At 52.3% G+C, this 20,669-nt stretch carries 17 protein-coding genes and 2 pseudogenes; 11 read left to right on the top strand and 8 right to left on the bottom strand.

Features of this window, described 5'->3' with window-relative positions; all coding sequences use genetic code 11:
• Positions 1-58: 58 nt before the first annotated feature.
• Together HQ50_RS05830 and HQ50_RS05825 are read right to left on the bottom strand one after the other, a co-directional pair.
• Positions 59-280, bottom strand: coding sequence for a DUF2795 domain-containing protein (locus HQ50_RS05830; RefSeq protein WP_005874189.1), 222 nt, complete (start codon positions 278-280; stop codon positions 59-61).
• Positions 281-468: 188 nt separating this feature from the next.
• Positions 469-1,974 (bottom strand): TolC family protein, encoded by a 1,506-nt coding sequence (locus HQ50_RS05825; protein WP_039429014.1) that lies wholly within the window; start codon positions 1,972-1,974, stop codon positions 469-471.
• A gap of 262 nt (positions 1,975-2,236) precedes the next feature.
• On the opposite strand from HQ50_RS05825, the gene HQ50_RS05820 reads away from it, so the two are divergent.
• The 5 genes from HQ50_RS05820 to HQ50_RS05800 all read left to right on the top strand — a co-directional run bounded on the left by HQ50_RS05820 (position 2,237) and on the right by HQ50_RS05800 (position 9,805).
• Positions 2,237-3,487: an HlyD family secretion protein gene (locus HQ50_RS05820; protein ID WP_039429010.1), complete on the top strand. Its 1,251-nt coding sequence runs from the start codon at positions 2,237-2,239 to the stop codon at positions 3,485-3,487.
• A gap of 78 nt (positions 3,488-3,565) precedes the next feature.
• Positions 3,566-4,237: an ABC transporter ATP-binding protein gene (locus tag HQ50_RS05815; RefSeq protein WP_004584758.1), complete on the top strand. Its 672-nt coding sequence runs from the start codon at positions 3,566-3,568 to the stop codon at positions 4,235-4,237.
• A gap of 310 nt (positions 4,238-4,547) precedes the next feature.
• Positions 4,548-5,834, top strand: a complete 1,287-nt coding sequence (locus HQ50_RS05810) for an ABC transporter permease (RefSeq protein WP_235317795.1) — start codon at positions 4,548-4,550, stop codon at positions 5,832-5,834.
• A gap of 21 nt (positions 5,835-5,855) precedes the next feature.
• Positions 5,856-7,184, top strand: coding sequence for an ABC transporter permease (locus tag HQ50_RS05805; protein WP_039423215.1), 1,329 nt, complete (start codon positions 5,856-5,858; stop codon positions 7,182-7,184).
• 338 nt (positions 7,185-7,522) lie between these two features.
• Entirely contained in the window at positions 7,523-9,805 is a 2,283-nt protein-coding gene (locus tag HQ50_RS05800; protein ID WP_235316832.1) for an NADP-dependent malic enzyme, read from the top strand.
• Positions 9,806-10,031: 226 nt separating this feature from the next.
• Here the strand turns inward: HQ50_RS05800 and HQ50_RS05795 are convergent, their stop codons facing one another.
• The 4 genes and pseudogenes from HQ50_RS05795 to HQ50_RS12565 all read right to left on the bottom strand — a co-directional run.
• Entirely contained in the window at positions 10,032-10,469 is a 438-nt protein-coding gene (locus HQ50_RS05795) for a hypothetical protein (protein ID WP_018964258.1), read from the bottom strand.
• A 35-nt stretch (positions 10,470-10,504) separates the two neighbouring features.
• Positions 10,505-10,942, bottom strand: coding sequence for a ribose 5-phosphate isomerase B (gene rpiB / locus HQ50_RS05790; protein ID WP_018964259.1), 438 nt, complete (start codon positions 10,940-10,942; stop codon positions 10,505-10,507).
• Positions 10,943-11,028: 86 nt separating this feature from the next.
• A complete protein-coding gene (locus tag HQ50_RS05785) occupies positions 11,029-13,056 on the bottom strand; it encodes a transketolase (RefSeq protein ID WP_039429005.1) in 2,028 nt (675 codons plus the stop codon).
• Between the two features lie 355 nt (positions 13,057-13,411).
• Positions 13,412-13,525 (bottom strand): annotated as a pseudogene (locus tag HQ50_RS12565) (hypothetical protein); the annotation flags it as partial.
• Positions 13,526-13,906: 381 nt separating this feature from the next.
• On the opposite strand from HQ50_RS12565, the gene rplU reads away from it, so the two are divergent.
• The 3 genes from rplU to serS all read left to right on the top strand — a co-directional run bounded on the left by rplU (position 13,907) and on the right by serS (position 15,879).
• Positions 13,907-14,224, top strand: coding sequence for a 50S ribosomal protein L21 (gene rplU, locus HQ50_RS05780; RefSeq protein ID WP_004584799.1), 318 nt, complete (start codon positions 13,907-13,909; stop codon positions 14,222-14,224).
• Between the two features lie 27 nt (positions 14,225-14,251).
• The gene (gene rpmA / locus HQ50_RS05775; RefSeq protein WP_018964261.1) at positions 14,252-14,509 is read left to right on the top strand and encodes a 50S ribosomal protein L27; all 258 of its coding nucleotides are present in this window, start codon (positions 14,252-14,254) and stop codon (positions 14,507-14,509) included.
• Positions 14,510-14,607: 98 nt separating this feature from the next.
• Positions 14,608-15,879 carry a serine--tRNA ligase gene (serS, locus tag HQ50_RS05770; RefSeq protein ID WP_039426211.1) on the top strand — a complete coding sequence of 424 codons (1,272 nt, stop codon included), beginning with the start codon at positions 14,608-14,610 and terminating at the stop codon, positions 15,877-15,879.
• 12 nt (positions 15,880-15,891) lie between these two features.
• Here the strand turns inward: serS and HQ50_RS05765 are convergent, their stop codons facing one another.
• Complete coding sequence (locus HQ50_RS05765) at positions 15,892-18,552, bottom strand: DNA alkylation repair protein (protein ID WP_039429002.1); 2,661 nt, start codon at positions 18,550-18,552, stop codon at positions 15,892-15,894.
• Positions 18,553-18,702: 150 nt separating this feature from the next.
• Positions 18,703-18,855, bottom strand: coding sequence for a DUF1661 domain-containing protein (locus tag HQ50_RS11705; protein WP_161780803.1), 153 nt, complete (start codon positions 18,853-18,855; stop codon positions 18,703-18,705).
• Positions 18,856-18,862: 7 nt separating this feature from the next.
• On the opposite strand from HQ50_RS11705, the pseudogene HQ50_RS12110 reads away from it, so the two are divergent.
• The 3 genes and pseudogenes from HQ50_RS12110 to HQ50_RS05755 form a co-directional block, all read left to right on the top strand.
• Positions 18,863-18,916 (top strand): annotated as a pseudogene (locus HQ50_RS12110) (hypothetical protein); the annotation flags it as partial.
• A gap of 190 nt (positions 18,917-19,106) precedes the next feature.
• A complete protein-coding gene (locus HQ50_RS05760) occupies positions 19,107-19,490 on the top strand; it encodes a DUF1573 domain-containing protein (protein ID WP_039428998.1) in 384 nt (127 codons plus the stop codon).
• A gap of 31 nt (positions 19,491-19,521) precedes the next feature.
• Positions 19,522-20,610 carry a DUF1573 domain-containing protein gene (locus HQ50_RS05755; protein ID WP_039428996.1) on the top strand — a complete coding sequence of 363 codons (1,089 nt, stop codon included), beginning with the start codon at positions 19,522-19,524 and terminating at the stop codon, positions 20,608-20,610.
• Positions 20,611-20,669: the final 59 nt, after the last annotated feature.

Raw genomic sequence — 20,669 nt, 5'->3', positions numbered from 1 at the left:
GAAGCCCCGAGTGCTATTATTGCACATACGGGGCATATTCGTTTAAGGAGATTACATTTTAGTACTCTTCTTCGTTGAAGAAAAAATCCTCTTTGCTCGGATAATCCGGCCAAATATCTTCTATCGATTCGTAGATTTCTCCTTCATCTTCCATTTCCTGCAGATTCTCGATGACTTCAAGAGGAGCACCCGAACGTTGTGCATAGTCTATCAACTCATCTTTGGTTGCAGGCCAAGGAGCATCTTCCAATTTGGAGGCTAATTCTAATGTCCAGTACATAATGGTTAGAGTTTTTTGTCCAATAATACTTAGCATTTCACCTCAGTCGGAAAGATTTCTAACCGACTTCGCGCAAAAATATGCGCAAAAATAGAAGAATTCTCCGGTTTGCCAGCATATACCTTTTCAGGTCAATCGGGTATCGGTCGGTTTCCTCCCATTGCTATGATCGTCCGATTCCTTTGTACCTATAGCTCTTCCATGGGTATATCGATCTCCTCATCGCGTACCGGATCATAGGCCGTCAGGCTACGCAGATTGTAGTAGTAGCTCCAGTAGTGATGCAGTGCTCTGACGAGCGAGGTGCGTGCCAGGTCCTTGGCATCCTGTGCCACATTCAGATCGAGGGTGGAAATAGCTCCGACGGTGAAAGTCTCCACGGCAGTATGATAGCGTGCCTGAGCGATACTGTCGGTACGACGCGCCAATTCGAGGACGCGAAGCTGGTTGTTGTAGTTCTCTACCAGCAGGAATATCTGCCGGTGCCAACGCTCTTCTTCCTGTCGCAGTCGATGCTCTTCGAGACGGCGGTTGCTCTCGGCCAAGCGTATCCGACCGCGTCCGCGCCCCCAATCTACGAGAGGGATACGCACGCCTACGGAGACAGAGCTGTTGTCCTTCAGACGTCCGCCGTATGCATCGTGCAGATTGTCCGCCTGTCCGGCATATCCGATTTGGGCCATCAGTTCGATGGAGAAGCGTTCGGATTTGGCTCGGGCCAGAGAACGATCGGCTTCGAGCATTCTGCGCTTCATCTCTCCGACGAACGGATGATTGCGTCCGGCCAGCCCCATCACCCGTTCATAGCTTACGGGTGTGAAGACCGTATCGGCCGGTATAGAGAGTGAGAGGACTTCATCCGGCTGCAAACCGAGGAAAATGCTCAGGGACATCTCCGCTCCGCGCAGGGCTGTACGGCTCGAAAGAATTGCCGAAGAAGCCGAAGCATAGCTGATCTCCACGGCTCGCAATTCGTTTTCGGATAGCTTCCCTATCTTCTTTTTGGCGCGCGCCACTTCGACCAGCTTCGCCGTGTTGCGGAGGTTGGTCTCGGCATTGTTGTACTCTTCCCGTGCCAGCAGGGCCGAAAAGTAATGATCTATGCAGCTTACGCTCACTTCCTCCGTATTGGCCACGAATCGCCGGCGAGCCTCTTCGTAACGCACAGGTTCTATGCGGCGACTCCATTTCATTTCGTTCAGTCCGAAGAGCGGTTGGCTCAGGGTCAGGCTTATCGGTACGCTCATGAAATGCCTGTTGGCACCTTCCGTGCCGAGCGGATTGATATGCTCGAGCGAACTCACCAGAGAGAGTTTGCCGCCCGTAAGCCATATATTCTGATCCACGGATATATGCCCTGACAGGCGCAGCGCATTGGAGCGGACGAAGCTGTAAGAGCCGTCCGGCTGCTGATAGAGCGAATAGGCACGCCTGTAGTCCGGCAGTGTAGCTGTCAGGTTCACTCCGGGCAGCAGTTCCGCCCGATAGGTGCGCCACTGCCAGTAGGCCGCCCGAAGCTCTTGCAGTGCCACGGCTGCATCCACACTCTGCTTTCGTGCCAGCCGGATGGCTTCCGTGAGGGACAAAGGGGATGGATCCGTAGCGGCAACCTGCTGTGCCGAAACCTCGCTCCACGGAGTCAGGCTCAGGGAGGCAAAGCAGAGGGAGAGGACGAAAAGGCTTTTTTTCTTCATTTTTCTTTCGTTTTATTGCACCTTTCCGACGGCAAAGCTTATGCCACCACCCTTAAAAGGCTGATAATATGCAGGTTTTCTCCGATGGCGAAGTGTCCGACTGTTCGGAAACGAACACCCGAACTGTCCGAAAACGGACAGTGGACACTTCGGTCGATCGAATAAGTGACTGATAATGAGGACGGGGGATTGTTTGGCATGGCATTTGCTCCTCGGAAGGCGGTGAGCAACGAAGCTCGCACCGGAAAAAAGAAAACGATTCATGGACAGACAAGTTTCGCCCGAACGGCTCAAACGTGAAAAGCAAAGACGTTACCTCATCATAGCAGCTTCGGCAGTCATTCTCTTCTTCGGGGGATGGTGGTTGCTCTCCTCCATGCAAGGCTCCATATCCGCAGCCTCTCTGCGTTTGGGGCGGGTGGACAAAGGAGAAGTGCAGATCGCTACCTCAGCTTCCGGCGAAGTGGTGCCGGCTTTCGAGGAGATCATCACTTCGCCGGTGCAGGCACGTCTGATAGCTGTGCTTAGGCATGCAGGCGATTCGGTACACCGAGGTGAACCCTTGTTGGAACTGGACTTGCAGTCCGTGCGCACGGAGTTCGAAAAATTGCAGGACGAACTGCGGATGAAGCAGACCCAACTGCATCGGCAGGAAGTACAACTCCGCGGAGAACTCAATGCCAAGCGACGTGAACTCAAGGTCAAAGCCATGCAGAACGACCGCCGAAGAGCAGAGCTCCAGAGCGAAAGATATTTGGATAGCATCGGAGCAGGTACAACAGATAAGGTACGCGAGATAGAGCTGGCCAATCGTGTGGCGGCACTCGAATACGAGGGTATGGTGGAAAACCTGCGCGATCGTGAGGCCACGGCTGCTGCCGAACAGGCTACTTCCCGGCTGGAAATAGAGATATTCAGGAAGACTTTGGAGGAGAAACGCCGTCAGCTGGATGATGCCCGGATCGCTTCTCCTCGTGACGGAGTGCTCACCTTTGTACTCAGCGAGGTGGGTACGCTTATCGGAGCAGGCTCTCAAGTGGCCACCGTGAGCGATCCGAAGCACTTCCGCATTCAGGCCGACATAGCGGACGACTATGCCCAACGCCTCTCGGTCGGTGCCAAAGCGGTGGTAAATATCGACGGCCGTCGTATAGAAGGAACGGTGACGAACATCACGCCTGCTGCCAAGAACGGAGTGGTACGCTTCTATGTGGGATTGTCGGCAGATGAGACGCACGCACTGCGTTCGGGCTTGAAAGTCAGCGTCTATGTGCTCACGGCTCTCAGAAACGAATGTGTGCGAATCCCCTTCGGCAATTACTATCACGGCGAAGGCCTGTATGAAATGTACGTGCGCCGAGGCAGTACGCTGGTACGTCGGGAGGTACGTCTGGGCGGAAGCGGCGAGTCGTTCGTGGAGGTCATGTCCGGTATCGAACCCGGCGAAGAGGTCGTACTCCAGACCCTGGATGCAGCATTCCGCAATAGCAAGAAGATCAAGCTGAAAGACTGAGGACGTACGAGTCCGGGAGTCTGCCCTCCATCCGGAAGAATGATAAGAAGAAACCATAACGAAACATAACAGAACAATATGGATGCAATCAAACTGACCAACGTGAGTCGCATCTTCCGTGCCGGCCTGATGGAAACGGCCGCTTTGGAGGATATCAACATCAGCGTAAACGGCGGCGAGTTCCTTTCCGTCATGGGACCGAGCGGATGCGGCAAGAGTACGCTCCTCAACGTCATGGGTCTGCTGGACCGTCCTACCACGGGGACAGTGGAAATCCTCGGACAAACGGTACACTCCATGAACGACAAAGCTTTGGCCGCTTTCCGCAATGAAAAGCTGGGATTCGTATTTCAGAGTTTTCATCTCGTCAATACGCTCAATGTGCTGGACAACGCCATGCTGCCGCTCCTCTATCGCCGCATGAGCGAAAGCAAAAGGAGGAAGGCGGCATACGAAGTCCTCGAGCGCATGGAAATGACGCATCGGCTGCGCCATTATCCCCAACAGCTCTCCGGAGGTCAATGCCAACGCGTGGCCATTGCCCGCGCCATTGTAGGCAATCCCGAGATTATCCTCGCCGACGAACCTACCGGTAACCTCGATTCCAAAATGGGGGCGGAAGTAATGAGTATCCTTCATCGGCTCAATACAGAGGACGGACGTACCATCGTCATGGTCACTCACAACGAATTGCAAGCCCGGGAGACGAGTCGGACCATCCGAATGTTTGACGGGCATCAGGTGGGCTAATCAGGTGAAATACAGGGTTTTAATGATCATCCTTGAGAGATGCCCGGATCGACCTCAAAAGGGGGCTAAACCAAACTATATAGTTTGACCAAACCAAAGTATATAGTTTGGTTCAACCAAAGTATATAGTTCAGTCAGACCAAACTATATAGTTTAGTCAGACCAAAGTATATAGTTTGATTCGGCCCTTCCAAAAGGATAGAAAAAGCATATCGCAAAGATGGTATCGGAGGTTCGGGACAGAGGTTTCCCCCTTCCCATTCGCACGCCTTCCGCATCCATCGAAACAACCGCACAAGAGACAGAAACAATGAAAAGATATATCAGACAATCGTGGCAAATCATCCGGCAGAATCCGGTGCTCAGCGTTATCGGCATTATCGGTACGGCCTTTGCCATTTGTATGGTCATGGTACTGGTGCAGCAAGAGTATATGAAGGTGGGAAGGTTCTCGCCCGAAAGCAATCGTTCGCGCTGGTTGGTGACCCGAGGTGCCACCATGACGACGAAGGACACAACGAGAAACATGACCATGAATACCAATTTGGGAGGGTATCAGGTATTAGAGATATTCCGCAAGCTCGAAACCCCCGAAGCCGTGACCGCTTTCGAGGAGCTTTCCATGCCTGAGCCGGGCTATGAACCACGGTTCTGCGTGCGCGAAGGCGAGCAGGAAGTCCCCGTCACGACGAGATATACGGACGAGGCTTTCTGGCAGGTGTTCGATTTTTCTTTCGTCGCCGGCAAGCATTATACCGAGGCGGATGCCCGATCGAATATCTCCGTGGCAGTCATTACCGACAGGTTGGCGCGCCGGTTCTTCGGCTCTTCGAGTGAGGCTGTCGGCCGGCAAGCTCTGATCAATGGGCGCAAATACACCGTCTGCGGAGTGGTGCGCCATGTGACCCCTTTCTGCAGCTTCGCCTACGGCGATGTATGGATGCCCATATCCAGTCTGTATCGAGAAAGAGAGAAGAACAATCTTTTCTCTAACTTCAATGTAATCTGTCTGGCCAAAAGCCCGAAGGACTTCGATGCCATCAAGGAAGAAGTCGGGGCCTTGACTGCCAAGTGCAACGGTGTGCAGGAGAAGTTCGATATCAGCTTTCCCGGCCAACCTGCCGATCAGTTCACGACGATGCACCGCAAATTCCGCCGCGATGAAACCGAAGCCTCGGAGTATCGGCGTCGCTTCATTCTCCTCCTGTCGCTATTTCTGTGCATCCCGGCCATCAATCTTTCGGGCATGACTCTTAGCCGTATGCGCCGCCGTTTGGCCGAATTGGGCGTACGACGCTCTTTCGGAGCTGTCCGATCCGATATAGTCCGCCAGGTACTGGCAGAGAATATGCTGATCAGTCTGATAGGAGGGGCTTTCGGATTGCTTTTGAGTTATCTGGTCATGGCCCTCTTTCCCTCGTGGCTCCTCAGCGTGGGGAGCTGGGGAATGATGCAGGGCGACATCAACGGAGCCATGTTCAATCCCGTCATTTTCCTGATAGCTCTGATCTTTTGTGTGCTGATCAATCTGCTCAGTGCCTTTATCCCTGCCTGGCGCATATCCAAGACTCCCATCGTAGAATCCCTCTCCCACTAACCTCATCATACAGATATTATCATGCTACATCATATTATCAAGATCATCCGCGCCGAACGTCGTGCCAACCTCTGGATATGGCTGGAGATGCTCGTCGTATGCGGCCTGCTTTGGTTCGTCACGGACTATGCCCTGGCAGCCCTGCGTGCTTGGACACGCCCGTTGAACTACGATATAGAACACGTGTACCGCCTTACCCTTGCAACTGTACAAAAAGACAAGGACGGAAAACGGAAAGAGATGTCCGCCGATCAGGGAAAAACCATGATGCAAACCCTCGATCTGATCGCTGCATATCCCGGAGTGGAGGCGGCTTGTCTCCAACAGTGGGGCGGTCATTATTCTTCTTGGTCGAGCTACAACGGCTTCCATCTGGACACTGTAATCCTCATGAATGTAGAGGAACGAATGGTTTCGCCGGATTATTTCCGTGTGTTTCGTGTCTACGGAGCCGATGGTTCTTCGCCGGAAGAGATGGCGGAACGCTTCGGCAAACTTCACATGAACGATCTCCAACGGGACTACTATCTCTCGCGCAATGCCCTCGACTATGTGGAGAAAGTCAATGGCGAAGGACGAGAAAGCGACCGCCGCTACATAGGCATGTCGGATAGCATCAACTACAACATGGTATCCATTGTCGATGGCGTCCAAAGCGAAAAGAGTATCCGATACAATCAGACACTGCGAGGACTCATACCGGATCAGCCCAGAAACGAAGCCGAAAAGACCGGCTATGTCAGCCTGAAGCCCATCACCGAAGAGTACATTTCGCAAAACGAGCTAACATCTTACTCAGTCTATCTGCGTGTCTCTCCCGAAGCGGATACGCCGGACTTCAAAGAGCGGTTTATGAAAAGGATGAAAGCCGTGACCAAGGACGATACCTATCCTGTACTGACGATGAACGCCGTCAGTGAAGACCGGGCAAGGATATTGGCCGATCCTGTCCGGCAGATCAATAATCATCTGGCCATCGGTTTCTTCCTCCTGCTCAATATATTCCTCGGCATCGTCGGCACCTTCTGGGTGCGAACCGAGCAGCGACGCGCCGAAGTAGGAATCCGCCGTGTAGTGGGATCCACGAACAGGAGCGTATTCTCGCTCATGTTCGGCGAAGGGGTTATACTGATGACACTGGCTTCCCTGCCTGCTGCCGTAGCCGCATGGTACGTCATGTTCCATACCGATCTTTGCGACATCAAGGTGTTTCCTGTCGGTTGGGGACGTCTTTTGCTCGGATTGGGGTGTACTTATTTGCAGATGCTGCTGATGGTTTTTCTCGGCACATTCATTCCCGTACTGCGTGCTTTGCGTGTGCCTCCGACCGAGGCTATCCGCAGCGAGTAGGGGAGGATGGGATCCATTCCCCCACGTTCCCCCTATACCTTATTATATATAGCAGCGACAAAACGGCCGTATCGTAGTACAACGATCCGCCTAAGCTCGAAGGGGCAGGAGCCGATACAGGCCTCCTGTCCCTTTGTCGTCAGGCCTTTATTTGCAGTTTGCAAACCGGAAAAGAGACAAAACCTCCATTCATAATAGGAGATTTTGGTTCGGCTTCCCTACCTTTGTGTGCCAATAGCTCCATACGGATTTGTCGGAATTTGTTTCTTCTCAGACATTTCGTGTGCTATTGCTTGGGAAATAAACCCGACAAAACAGAAACGATACTACCTATTATAATGATGAACAGCAAACTCGAAGAACAGGCACGAGCCTACCATGCCGAAGGTAAGCCCGGCAAACTCGAAATCAGGCCTACGAAGCCTCATTCTACTCAGCACGATCTGACGCTGGCATATAGTCCGGGAGTAGCGGTGCCCTGCAAGGACATCGAACAGGATCCGGCATTTGCATACAAATACACGGCCAAAGGCAATCTCGTGGCCGTGATCTCGAATGGTACCGCCGTTTTGGGACTGGGGGATATAGGTGCTTTGGCCGGCAAGCCGGTTATGGAGGGGAAAGGACTGCTCTTCAAGATATATGCCGGTATAGATGTGTTCGACATTGAGATAGACGAGACGGATCCGAAGCGGTTCATCGAAGTGGTCAAGGCTATTGCCCCGACCTTCGGAGGCATCAACCTCGAAGACATCAAAGCACCCGAATGCTTCGAGATAGAGGAGACGCTGAAGCGAGAATTGGATATACCCGTCATGCACGACGATCAGCACGGCACTGCGATCATCTCTTCCGCCGGCCTGATCAATGCGCTGATGATAGCAGGCAAAAAGATCGAGGATGTGCGTATCGTAGTGAACGGTGCAGGGGCATCGGCTTTCTCCTGCACCAAACTGTACGAATCCTTCGGTGCCAGAAGAGAAAACATCCTGATGCTCGACAGCAAAGGGGTAATCACAGCGGATCGGACGGATCTGACCGAACAGAAACGCTACTTTGCCACCGAACGTACCGATGTGCACACGCTGGCCGAGGCCATTGCCGGTGCTGATGTCTTTGTCGGTCTGTCCCGTCCCAATGTGCTCACACAGGATATGGTGCGGACGATGGCTCCCAATCCCATTGTATTTGCACTGGCCAATCCCAATCCGGAGATTACTTATGAGGAGGCTACAGCCGCTCGTGAGGATATTATCATGGCTACGGGGCGTTCGGATTATCCCAACCAGATCAACAATGTGATCGGTTTCCCTTATATATTCCGTGGAGCTTTGGACGTTCGTGCCAAGGCTATCAATGAGGAAATGAAACGGGCTGCTACGATGGCTATCGCGGATTTGGCACGGGAGGCTGTCCCCGACGAAGTGCTGCGTGCCTATGGCAATGCTCAGTTGCACTTCGGGAAGGACTACTTCATCCCCAAGCCGGTGGATCCTCGCCTGATCGTTCGCGTATCTACAGCCGTAGCACGTGCGGCAGTAGAGAGCGGTGTGGCAGAGCATCCTATTGCGGATTGGGCTGCTTATGAGGCCGAATTGCTGGGACGGGTGGGACTGATGAGTCACCTTACCCGTCGTCTTCACGAATCTGCCAAGCTCTATCCTCATCGCGTGATCTATGCAGCCTGCGAGAATCCTTCGGTGCTGAAGGCTGCCGTATCGGCACGTGCACATGGAATAGCCCGACCGATCATGTTGGGGGATGAGAAGCAAATACGGGATTTTGCCGTAGAGTTGGATTTGTCTTTGGAGGGTATCGAGATTGTTAATTACCGCTCCGATGAAGAAAAGGCTCGCCGTCATCATTATGCCCGTGTCTTTGCCGAGCAGAACTGGCGGCGCGGAGGCAATCATACCGAAGCACTGGACAAGATGTTCGACCCCAACTATTTCGGTATGATGATGGTGCGCTTGGGGGATGCCGATGCTATGATCACGGGCATATACAGCAAGCATAGCTATCTGGCGGAGGTGGCCAAGCAGACTGTCGGCCTGCAGGAGGGCGTCAGTCACTTTGCCACTATGCATATGGTCAGCCTGAAGAACGGGCCACTCTTTCTGGCCGATACCCTGATCAATCACAACCTTTCGGCCGAGGCTCTTGTGGACATCGCTGTGATGGCCTATGAGAAAGCACACTGTTTCGGCGTAAAGCCTGTACTGGCGATAGTCGGATTCTCTGACTTCGGAGCCGACGGCGATGCGGATAGTACGGTGGAGGCTGCGAAGGCTGTGGCCATATTGCATGAGAAATACCCCTATATTCCCGTGGATGGAGAGATGCGGGTATCCTTGGCTCTCCATGCCGAAAAGAGAGATAAGCAGTATCCGCAGAACAAGATTAAGGGGCGTAATGCCAATGTTTTGATTTTCCCGCGTCTTTCGGCAGCGAATGCATGTTACCAGCTGCTTCGCGAAGCGGACGATGCCGAGGAGGTGCTGGGCCCTATTCAGATCGGTCTGGCTAAGCCTGTCTACTTTGCCGATCATGATGCTACGGTGTCGGACATCCTCAATATCACGGCCATGGCCGTACTGGACAGCCACGCCTGTCTGATTTGATTCGAGTATAAATCCGTACAACAAATAGAGGCTGTTTCACCATAGAAACAGCCTCTATTTGTTTCTTGCAGCCAAACGAAAGCCTAACGGAAAATGCTAAGGCTAAAAAGCAAAGAGGCTGCTCTGCAAATCGTGCAGAGCAGCCTCTTTGTATTTGGGGTTTCTATCCTTTGGAGGAGTTCCCGATAGGTCGCCTTTTATCGTGCTTAAATCCGATGGACTGACTTTACTCGGTAGGACGTTCTACGCGCTTGAGTCCGCCGGTGGTTCGGCCGGCTTCCAAGAGTGGCAGGTTGGTTTCAGTCGGGATGTAGATCACGGTCTTGTCATTCAGACTGCCCTGCTGACGCACCCACAGATACTGAATGTATGTGGGCGTAAGACTGTTGTTTTCTATCCTGATGGCTTCTGCGGCTCCTTTTGCCCGTTCGATCTCAGCTTTGGCATTGAGCTTCTCTGCTTCGAGATTGGCTTTTGCTTCTTCGATCTTGATCCTTCTGTTTTGTTCTGCTTTGGAGAACTCTGCTTTTCCTGCCTGTTCGGCTCGCCAAACGTTGTACATAGGCAGCCCGAACATCAGCCCTACAATAGCAAGGACAATGATAATGAGCGACACGACGATGGTCTTTCCCTGAATCGTCGTGGAAGACTTAGTGATATTCATTACTTTATTTCTTGAGTTTTTTGTCGGGTTAAGTACTATTTCCGGATGGGGATTTTGTCTATTCGGGCCTTATGGCGTCCCCCTTCGAAAGGCGTCTCCAAATAGGTCTTCAAGATCGTTTTGGCCTGTTCGTCCGAGATGAAGCGTGCAGGCAGCGAGAGGACGTTGGCATCGTTGTGCTGGCGAGCCAAACGAGCGATCTCCTCAGTCCAGCAAAGAGCGGCACGTACGTGGGGATATTTGTTCATCACCATGGATATGCCGTTGCCCGAACCGCAGATCGATATGCCACGATTCAGCTCGCCCTGTTCGATGGCGGAGCCTAATGGGTGGGCAAAATCAGGGTAATCGACGCTTTCGGAAGAGTGGCATCCGAAGTCTTTTGTCGTGATGCCTTGCTCTGCAAGCCATGCCTTTACGCGTTCTTTCAATTCATATCCGGCGTGGTCGCTACAAATACCGATTGTTTCCATTGTCTGAGCTGTGGTTTGTAAAAACAGATTGCCCGAAAGCCATATTCCGATTTGGAAGTCGCTTTCGGGCAACCTGTGGTTGGTTATCAGTGGAGTATTTTCAACACTTGTTCGTACACATTCTCTGCCGTAAAGCCGAGTTTCTCGTCGAGCACCTTATACGGGGCGGAGAATCCGAAAGAGTTCAATCCCCAGACGGCACCGCTTTCGCCCACAAGGCCTTCCAGATTGACGGGCAATCCGGCTGTCAGACCGAAACGCCTGATACCGGTGGGAAGCACTTCCTCCTGATATTCGGCACTCTGCGAACGGAAAAGCCCCTCGGAAGGTACCGACACGATACGAAGTTTTACGCCGCGTTTGCGCAGCAGCTCTGCTCCTTCGACCAATGTGGACACCTCAGATCCGCTGGCCAAAAGAACTACCTCGATATTTTGATCCGTATTGACGATATAAGCTCCCTTTTCAGCCTGCAAGGCTTCTTCGTACCGGCTGCCGTTGGCAGGCAGATCGGTGATATTCTGACGTGAGAGGATCAGAGCCGTAGGAGTATGCGTATTCTCCATAGCCATCTTCCAAGCGACGGTAGTCTCCTGTACATCGGCCGGGCGAAGTACCAGCATGGAGCGGCGGCCGCTGTGGTTGTGCAGCTTCTCCATCAGGCGGATTTGTGCCTCCTGTTCCACCGGTTCGTGAGTAGGACCATCCTCGCCCACACGGAAAGCATCGTGCGTCCAGATAAACTTGACGGGCAATTCCATCAGGGCAGCCATACGAACGGCCGGTTTCATGTAGTCGGAAAACACGAAGAAGGTACCGCAAGCCGGAATGACGCCTCCATGAAGAGCCATACCGATACAGAGACATGCCATGGTCAGCTCCGATACACCGATCTGCAAGAATGCCCCACTGAAATCCCCTTTCTTCATGGCGTGGGTTTTCTTCAAGAAACCATCAGTCTTGTCCGAATTGGAAAGGTCGGCAGAGGTTACAATCATATTCTCCACTTCTCCGGCAAGAGTACCCAGCACGGTGGCAGAAGCGGAACGGGTAGCCTGATTGGGTTTCTGCTCTATGGCTTTCCAGTCGATTTGGGGCGTTTGGCCGGCGAACCAGGCATCGAACTTGGCTGCCAAATCGGGATGGGTGCTGCGCCAGCGTTGTTCTTCTTCGCGACGCTCTGCCATGATCTGCTCCAGCTCTGCCAAGCGAGCGGCATACATCTCCTGAACTTCGGGGAAGATGGCGAACGGCTCGTCGGGATTGCCTCCGAGGTTCTTGACCGTTTCGGCGAATGATGCTCCGGCAGCCGATAGCGGCTGTCCATGCGTACTCACCATATTCTCATACGAGCTGCCATCTTCGCCTACGGCACCTTTGCCCATAAGGGTGTGACCGATGATAAGTGTGGGGCGTTCGCCCTCTCCCTTGGCTTCGCTCAAGGCCTTGCGAATTTCATCCGCATCATTGCCTGCGATCTCTATTACCTTCCAGCCCCATGCACGGTATTTCATGGCTACGTCCTCGCTTGCCACCTCTTTTACCGTTGTAGAGAGCTGTACGTCGTTCGAGTCGTAGAACATAATCAGATTGTTCAGCCCAAGGTGTCCGGCGATTCGGCCGGCTCCCTGTGATACTTCCTCCTGTATTCCCCCATCGGAGATGTAGGCATAGATCGTCTGGCTCATCATCCAGCCGAAGCGATGAGCGAGGAATTTAGCTGCGATGGCTGCGCCGACAGCATAGGTGTGGCCTTGTCCCAAGGGACCGGATGTATTCTCCACGCCGTGCATGACATCTACTTCGGGATGTCCGGGTGTGATGCTGCCCCATTGGCGGAATGCTTTGAGGTCATCCATGGTGTACTTGCCCGTCAATGCCAGCTGAGCATACAGCATCGGGGACATGTGTCCCGGATCCAGGAAGAAGCGATCGCGACCTGCCCATTGCGGGTTCTTCGGGTCAAAGATCAGATACTCGGAGAAGAGTACGTTTACAAAGTCCGCTCCGCCCATGGCTCCGCCCGGGTGACCGCTTTTGGCTTTTTCCACCATTGCAGCGGCCAACACTCGAATATTGTCCGCAGCCTTGTTCATCAGCTTTTTGTCGTTCATTCCTTCTAATTATGTTGAGGTGAGATTATGTCTTAAATTATGATTGTCCTGTGACCCCGAAGACATCTTTTCCGGCAAAGGTAAGAAGTTCCGTTCAGAGCACGTGGCTTACTATATTAAATAGATGGTTTTTCGGAGGTCAAGCCCTGCTCCTCTCCCCTTAAAGACACGATATAGATAGAATCATCCCGTCTTTCTATTCGCAAATGACTGAAGAGTGCTTCTCTCGGTACTCTCTTATCATCACAAAGGGAGCCGGTTTGCCATTACTCATGACACAGGCCTTGGCGTATGCGGTGCCCCGGTCAAACCGTTTTTATAAGGCTAACAAAATTATCTAAATTCGAGATACTCCTCAAAACTCGAAAGAGTCTCCTCCCTTCTCATCCTCTTTTGTGCAGACGGCATGTACCGGCTGAGAAAATAAGAAGACATGGTGCCGAAAAACGTGGGGCGAGAATTTTTTCGCTTTGGCGCGGGAACGGAAAAATTCTCGCGCCGCAACGAAATTTTTTTCGTTCCGTTTTTCCCGAAAAGCGGTTCGAGTTTTTCCAGGAAAATGGTTCGTAAATTCGTTTTCTCTTTTTCCGCTCCTGTTGAATGTCCCTCCGCTGTTCTAAGACTTTTGGGAAAGCGGTTTGCGTTCTTGGGGAGGGGGAGAGGAAGATCTTTATCCTTCGTCTTGGATTCTATAGGGTATGATCATTGGATTTTCATTCTATTACATTGTATTCTATATCAATAAGAAATACTATCTTTGCGGTCGATATTCCTATGTATGGTCATAAAAGTGACCCGAATACGCGTGCGTCCACCATACGGGGCTAACAAGTTTAGTAGAAAGAAAGTAATGTACGTTATCGTAGACATTCAGGGACAGCAGATGAAGGTAGAGCAAGGCCGTCGGCTGTTCGTGCATCACATCAAAGACGTAGAGAGTGGTGCAAGTGTAGAATTCGACAAGGTGCTCCTCGTCGATAATAATGGTGCTATCACCGTGGGTTCTCCCTTGGTGGAAGGTGCTAAAGTGGTATGTGAAGTATTGACTCCTCTTGTGAAAGGGGATAAGGTGCTGATATTCCACAAGAAGAGAAGAAAAGGATACCGCAAGCTGAATGGCCATCGCCAGCAGTTTACGGAAATTCTGGTGAAAGAAGTCGTTGCATAATCAAATCCACAAAACAGAAACACAATCATGGCACATAAAAAAGGTGTAGGTAGTTCCAAGAACGGTCGTGAATCGGAAAGCAAACGTCTTGGCGTGAAAGTTTATGGTGGAGAAATGGCTAAGGCCGGCAACATATTGGTTCGTCAGCGTGGCACCGTTCACCACCCGGGTGAAAACGTAGGTATCGGTAAGGATCATACTTTGTATGCACTGAAGTCGGGCGTGGTAGTATTTACTCGCAAGAAAAACGACCGTTCATACGTTTCGATCAAGGCCGAATCATAAAGAAAGCAGAACGCTAATAAGCAGTTAGGTAAATAGGGGGCGAATCTCTACAGGCTGTAACCGCCTTGGAGATTTGCCTTTTGTTTTTTCGATATACTATGCTGACACTCAAGCAAATCATAGAAAACAAGGAAGAAGTGATCCGTCGCCTGGCGGTGAAGCACTTCGATGCAGCCGCTATCCTCGATGAAGTCATCTCTCTCGACAGACAGCGACGCGAAACTCAACAGAGCTTGGATGCTCGATTGGCGGAGCAAAACGCCATTGCCAAGGAGATCGGAGCTTTGATGAAAGCCGGCAAGAAAGACGAGGCAGAGGCTATCCGTGCGAAAGTAGCCGATATGAAAGCCGAGAGCCACCATCTGGAAGAGCGGAAAGCAGATCTGGAGAATGCTATTCGACAGCAGCTTCTGCTTATCCCGAACCTGCCGCATGAGTCTGTCCCTACGGGTAAGACTGCAGAGGAGAATGTCTGCGTGAAGACAGGCGGTACAGTGCCGGAGCTTGGAGAGCACAAGCTGCCGCATTGGGATCTGGCCAAGAAATATGATCTGATCGACTTCGAACTCGGCGTCAAGATAACGGGAGCAGGTTTCCCCGTCTATAAGGGCAAAGGAGCACGCCTGCAGCGAGCTTTGATCAACTTCTTCTTGGACGAAGCTCGCAACGCCGGGTTCACGGAGATAGAGCCGCCCTATGTGGTCAATGAGGACTCCGGATACGGTACGGGACAGCTCCCCGACAAGGAAGGGCAGATGTACCATGTCACGGCGGACAACCTGTATCTGATCCCCACGGCAGAGGTGCCGGTGACCAATATCTTCCGCGATGTGATTCTCTCCGAGGACGAATTGCCCATTCGCTTGACTGCATACTCGGCTTGCTTCCGACGCGAAGCCGGTTCGTACGGCAAGGATGTTCGCGGTCTGAATCGCCTCCATCAGTTCAACAAGGTGGAGATCGTCTGCATCGACAAGCCCGAACACTCCTACGAACAGCTCGATCAGATGGTCGGCTATGTCCAAGGCCTTGTAGATAAGCTGGGACTTCCGTGGCGTATCCTTCGCCTCTGTGGCGGAGACATTAGCTTCACTTCGGCATTGACTTACGACTTCGAAGTTTATTCGGCTGCTCAAGAGCGGTGGTTGGAGGTTAGCTCCGTATCCAATTTCGAGAGCTTCCAAGCCAATCGTCTGAAGTGCCGTTATCGAAATGCGGATAAGAAAGTGGAGCTTTGCCACACGCTCAACGGTAGTGCCTTGGCTCTGCCTCGTATCGTGGCTGCTCTGCTGGAAAACAATCAGACAGCCGAGGGCATCCGCATCCCCGACTGTCTGGTGCCTTATACAGGCTTCTCGATGATCGATTGATAGCCGCTTCCCTTACTCGCCCTTTGGGTAGAAGTCGAGTTCGAAGCGAATATCTTCGCATAATTCGTACAAAACCGGTGCTGTGTCTTGGCTCGATTCGGGCAATAGGCACAGCACTTTTTTTGTCCGCTCTGCAGAGCCTCGCCCATATCGCTTGAGCAGAAGAGCAGAAGCGCGCCGAAGCTCCGCTTTTTGTTCCTCGTCGGAGAGGTAGAGAATGGCCGGTGCTAAGAGTTTCTCTGCCGGCACGTCTTCCGGAAAGATGCCGCGTGTAAACAATCGGGCTGCAAGCATCAGTGCTCCCGTCATCATGTCAGGGGTAGTCGCTTCACTCTCGATCCATCGAATGATGCTTTGCATTGCTTCGGGCATTCGCTCCAGCAGATTGGCTGTCAGTTGCTCGCGAAGTTCCACATTGTCGGCCTCTCGGAGGAATCTCGTTGCCCGCTCGTGAGTCAATTCTTCGGCCGGATAGATCATCGTGGCGAGTATCTTCGTCTCCCTTACATCCCGTCTCCACAGATAGTCGGCCAATGGAGCGGATGCGTCGGCCGTGCGAGCCAGCCGGAGCAGGTGTTCGCGAGTGACTCCGAAGTTGATGCCGTAGTGGAGTCCTTTCTCTCGCATACTGGCCGATAGTACACCATCCATCGCCCGTCGGAGGTGCGAGCGCAATCTTCTTGCCTCCTGCAAGAGCGGACTGTCTGTAGGCAGGAAGCCATATTCCGCGCTGTAGCGAAGCATTTGTTCGGCATAGTCTTCCGTGTATTCTATCGTTGCATCCGTAAGCCTGCCCTCCGAATCATATACGGGTCTCATCCGAGGATTGACAAATCCCTTATACGGAGCAATATCCAGCTTGGCATAGCGCGTCAGCACTTCCTCGTGCAAGAGCGGATCCACATGGACGGCATAACGCTCCACCAACGCCTTGCCGGCGGTATAGTCGCCCTCGCTCTTGATGCGTTGCACCTCGGCCAGCAAACCGGCAATGATTGTGCGCACCGCTTCATAGTCCTCGATGACGAGTGTCGTCTTGCCCCCTTGGCAAACCAGCGACATAGCCCCCGGTCGCTCGGCATGCTCCAAGACGTAACGGGCTATGAGCGCACGGTTGCGCATGTGCGCCTCCTCTATCACCTCTCCTCGCTTGATACGCACGAGTTGGGTCATCAGACCGTTGAGCATGTATTTGTAATAATTGGCTTTGTAAGCGTGAGGATCGGTCAAAAGGCCTAATTCGATCATTTTGGGATCGGCCAGAAAATAGAGAGCAAAGAGGTCGGCGCGCGTCTCCTCCAGCGTGGAGGCATGTTCTCCCAGTGCATCGCCCGATACACCGGGGAGTAGCTGTCCGCTGCCATGTCCGAGGCATTCGTGCAGGTCGGTGTGGAGACTGTCCGTCAGGTCGGCATGCAGTTCTACGTGTCTGCGTACTTCCTCGTCAGGGATAAACTCCTCGTACAGACCCGTCCCTCGTGCAGCATGGTTGTATGCATCTGTGATATTGTCGATGGTGACGGACTTGGATCCGTGTTCGGCACGAATCCAGTCGGCATTCGGAAGGTTGATCCCTATCGGAGTGGCAGGATAGCTGTCGCCGGCTATGGTCAACACATTGACCACCGTAGCCGATATACCACGGGGATTCTTCTTGCGGAAACGTGCATTGATAGGCGAATGAGCTTCGAACCAACCGGCATGTTTGCTGATGATGCGCGTACGTCTGCCGGCTTCTTCGTCCTGCATGTGTACCAATCCCTCCCAACTGCCGTGTATGCCTATCGGATCGGCATATACTTCGGTGAATCCGTTGATGAAGTCGATCCGCGTGCGATTGTTTTCCACCCAGCGGATACAGAACCGGTCGTACAGCCTGACGTCTCCTGTGCGGTAATAGTCGCACAGCAGTCGTATGCACGTAGCCTGTTCCTCGTTCTCCGTGTATGGTATGGCAGCCTTCAAAGAAGCGACTACGGCTTCTATGGCCGGACCGTACAATCCGTCTGTGCTGCAAACCTCGTCTTTCAATTCGCCCGAAGTCGAACGAATCAGACGTGTATTCAGCCCGAAGCTCGGTGGATAACTTTTCTCTTTTTCGGGAAGAGCTTCTATCAGGTTTTTGTAATGGCTTTCCGCTTCGGATCGGGTGATACCCGGTGCATAGAAATTGACCGAAGAAGCCTTGATAATATCCTCTTCACCGCTCTGCTCCGTCTGTTTGGGTAGAAAATCGGCATCGTACAATACGCGCTCCAAAAGCACCTGTTCTTCCGGCTCCAGCTCCACTCTTGCCTCTCTCAGGGAGTCCCTCAAGAACTCCGGACTGAAACGGGCTATGAATTTGGCTCCGCTGTAATGGTGGTGAATGCCATTGGCAAACCAGATACAGAAGAGGTATTCTTCCAGCAGAGCAAAGTCGTCGGTTTGTTCCGATTGGCTAAGATGGATGTAAATATGCTCCATCAGGCTGCGTACCCAGAGGTTGTAGCGGCAGTTCTGTATGGTCGTAATGTCTCGCCCACGCAGGGCGGCTTCCGAGAGGTGGTAGCAAAGCATCCGCTGCTTAGGGGTCAATGTGCCGAAGAGGTCGGCTCGATAGCTGAGTACTTCTATATCTGCAAATCGGGCTATGCGCTCTCCCGATCGGTGTTCGATTGCTTCTTTTGTCATTGTGATTGGGGGCTTTGAGTCAGTAGGAGAGGGGAGTAGTTCTCTCCCGTATAAAACCACGTGGTGCAAATTTAGGACAAAGGCAAAGAATAAAGCCGAGCATAGCTGCAGACCAATCCGATACGGCATACCCAAAAGCCGACTGAAAAATCAATACATAGAGTAGTGGACATTCTTTTCCTTCGCATATCTTCGTTCACTATTTGCGAACCATAAATGAGCAGATTGTGGCGCGTATTTTCCTGAAAACACGAACCAAAAGTTTTTCGTTCCGGCGCGTAAATTTTTTGCTTCTCGCGCCAAAACGAAAAAAATCTCGCGCCACGTTTTTAGGGACGTAGAGCGAAACAATTCCCGAATGTAAACTCGATTGTTGCCTTAGTGTTGCATTTATAGATGAAATCTGCATGCCTGCTAAAAATGCTAAATAGACCTTTACAATAAAAGAAAAATGTACCTTTGTTCCCATAGGCATACGAAAATTCCGGTGGAATGTCGAGGATGCCGGTTTGAATTTTTAGAGTGTAAAATCTTATTTCAAAAAGAATAGAACTATGAAACGAATTGTTTTTGTAATGATCGCACTCCTTATCGGAATAGGAGTAGCTACGGCGCAAAATGCAAAGAAAGCAGTCATCTCTTCGGACAATGTGGAGCATGACTTCGGTACGATCAAAGAAGCTGATGGCAGTGTGTCGCACACATTCGTTATCAAGAATACGGGAGATGCTCCCTTGGTGATCACTCGCGTAGTGGCATCTTGCGGCTGCACGACACCCCAGTTCAGCAAAGAGCCTATTGCTCCGGGTCAGACAAGCAAAATAGACGTCGCATATAATCCTGCAGGCCGTCCCGGCCAGTTCGTAAAGACCATAGCCGTGTACAGCAATGGTAAGGATGGTACCTTTACGCTACGCATCAAAGGGGTTGTAGAATAATAGCATAGCTCTGCAACGTAGTACAAGGCGTATGATCGTCAGTACATTCCGAGGGCTGCTCTTCTTCCTTTTCCTATTGACTCCTCTGTCGCTGACAGCTCAAGAGAGTCCGGAAATACAGGTCGAGGAGCAGTCCTTTAACTTTGGCCTGATTCCGGAGGAAAAAGGATCCGTGGGGCATAGCTTCAAGTTTCGCAATAGCGGTACGGCTCCTCTCGTGATCACTCGTGTGACGGCCGATTGTGGCTGTACCACTCCGACGTGGCCGGAGGACGCCATCGCTCCGGGTGCGGAAGCCGAGATTCGCGTCCTCTTCGATCCCGTCGGTCGGGCAGGGGCTTTCGTCAAGCGGATTCGTGTTTTCTCCAATGCTCCCTCTTCCCCTCTTGAACTCAGTATAAGCGGTACGGTCACGACCCTTGGTGGTGCCATGCCGCATGCCTATGCCTTGGCGATAGGGCCGTTACAGGTGAGCAATGCTCGCCTGCTTTTCCCTATTTCCATGCCTGAAGATGAGGGGGTGGTACGGTTGGTGGTGAACAATACGGATGAGTCCGACCTGCAAGTTGCTGTCGTATCGCTGCCTTCATTTGTATCGCTGGACGATCGGGCATTCCGGCTGCAAGCTCGTGAACCCAGAGAGCTGAATCTTTCGCTTGCCGTACCTCGCAATATGCCTCCGGGGATGAAGGACGAACCGCTTGTTTTAGAGGTAATATCTTCCGAAACAGGAATAAAAACCGTTGATTCTGTCCTGGTATCCTTGCCGCTCGTGGACAATTTCCCAGCCCTCACCGCAGCCCAAACAGGTGTTATGGAACTTAGCACCTATTTGGACATGGGGCAGTTGGATGGAGAGACGACAAAGGTTGCGATAGACATTCGCAACGTCGGCGCAGGCCCTCTCCGACTGCATAGCGTCACCACACGCAATCCAGCCTTGACAGCCGTACCCGACCGGACGGAGATAAAGCCCGGCGGAAGCACACTATTGCGCATCGCCGTGGATTCGCAGGTGATGAAGGCTGAGGGGTGGCAGAGTATAGCAGCCGATGTTTCCATCATTTGCAACGATCCGCAGGCTCCGCTACGTCGTATCAAGGTCAAAGCCGAACTGTAACTTTCCCCCGTGGAGCTGCTGCCAAGCGTTATTGCAAGCGAGATTACAGCAGATCTGAT

The organism is Porphyromonas sp. COT-052 OH4946, from assembly GCF_000765965.1.
GTDB lineage: Bacteria > Bacteroidota > Bacteroidia > Bacteroidales > Porphyromonadaceae > Porphyromonas > Porphyromonas gulae.
Note: the sequence above shows the minus strand (reverse complement) of the source record. Positions and strands in the feature narration are given on the sequence as shown.

Bases quoted from the DNA above. Each gene is read 5' to 3' on its own strand.
- HQ50_RS05830 (WP_005874189.1), bottom strand. From the start codon at position 280: ATGTACTGGACATTAGAATTAGCCTCCAAATTGGAAGATGCTCCTTGG.
- HQ50_RS05825 (WP_039429014.1), bottom strand. From the start codon at position 1,974: ATGAAGAAAAAAAGCCTTTTCGTCCTCTCCCTCTGCTTTGCCTCCCTG.
- HQ50_RS05820 (WP_039429010.1), top strand. From the start codon at position 2,237: ATGGACAGACAAGTTTCGCCCGAACGGCTCAAACGTGAAAAGCAAAGA.
- HQ50_RS05815 (WP_004584758.1), top strand. From the start codon at position 3,566: ATGGATGCAATCAAACTGACCAACGTGAGTCGCATCTTCCGTGCCGGC.
- HQ50_RS05810 (WP_235317795.1), top strand. From the start codon at position 4,548: ATGAAAAGATATATCAGACAATCGTGGCAAATCATCCGGCAGAATCCG.
- HQ50_RS05805 (WP_039423215.1), top strand. From the start codon at position 5,856: ATGCTACATCATATTATCAAGATCATCCGCGCCGAACGTCGTGCCAAC.
- HQ50_RS05800 (WP_235316832.1), top strand. From the start codon at position 7,523: ATGATGAACAGCAAACTCGAAGAACAGGCACGAGCCTACCATGCCGAA.
- HQ50_RS05795 (WP_018964258.1), bottom strand. From the start codon at position 10,469: ATGAATATCACTAAGTCTTCCACGACGATTCAGGGAAAGACCATCGTC.
- rpiB (WP_018964259.1), bottom strand. From the start codon at position 10,942: ATGGAAACAATCGGTATTTGTAGCGACCACGCCGGATATGAATTGAAA.
- HQ50_RS05785 (WP_039429005.1), bottom strand. From the start codon at position 13,056: ATGAACGACAAAAAGCTGATGAACAAGGCTGCGGACAATATTCGAGTG.
- rplU (WP_004584799.1), top strand. From the start codon at position 13,907: ATGTACGTTATCGTAGACATTCAGGGACAGCAGATGAAGGTAGAGCAA.
- rpmA (WP_018964261.1), top strand. From the start codon at position 14,252: ATGGCACATAAAAAAGGTGTAGGTAGTTCCAAGAACGGTCGTGAATCG.
- serS (WP_039426211.1), top strand. From the start codon at position 14,608: ATGCTGACACTCAAGCAAATCATAGAAAACAAGGAAGAAGTGATCCGT.
- HQ50_RS05765 (WP_039429002.1), bottom strand. From the start codon at position 18,552: ATGACAAAAGAAGCAATCGAACACCGATCGGGAGAGCGCATAGCCCGA.
- HQ50_RS05760 (WP_039428998.1), top strand. From the start codon at position 19,107: ATGAAACGAATTGTTTTTGTAATGATCGCACTCCTTATCGGAATAGGA.
- HQ50_RS05755 (WP_039428996.1), top strand. From the start codon at position 19,522: ATGATCGTCAGTACATTCCGAGGGCTGCTCTTCTTCCTTTTCCTATTG.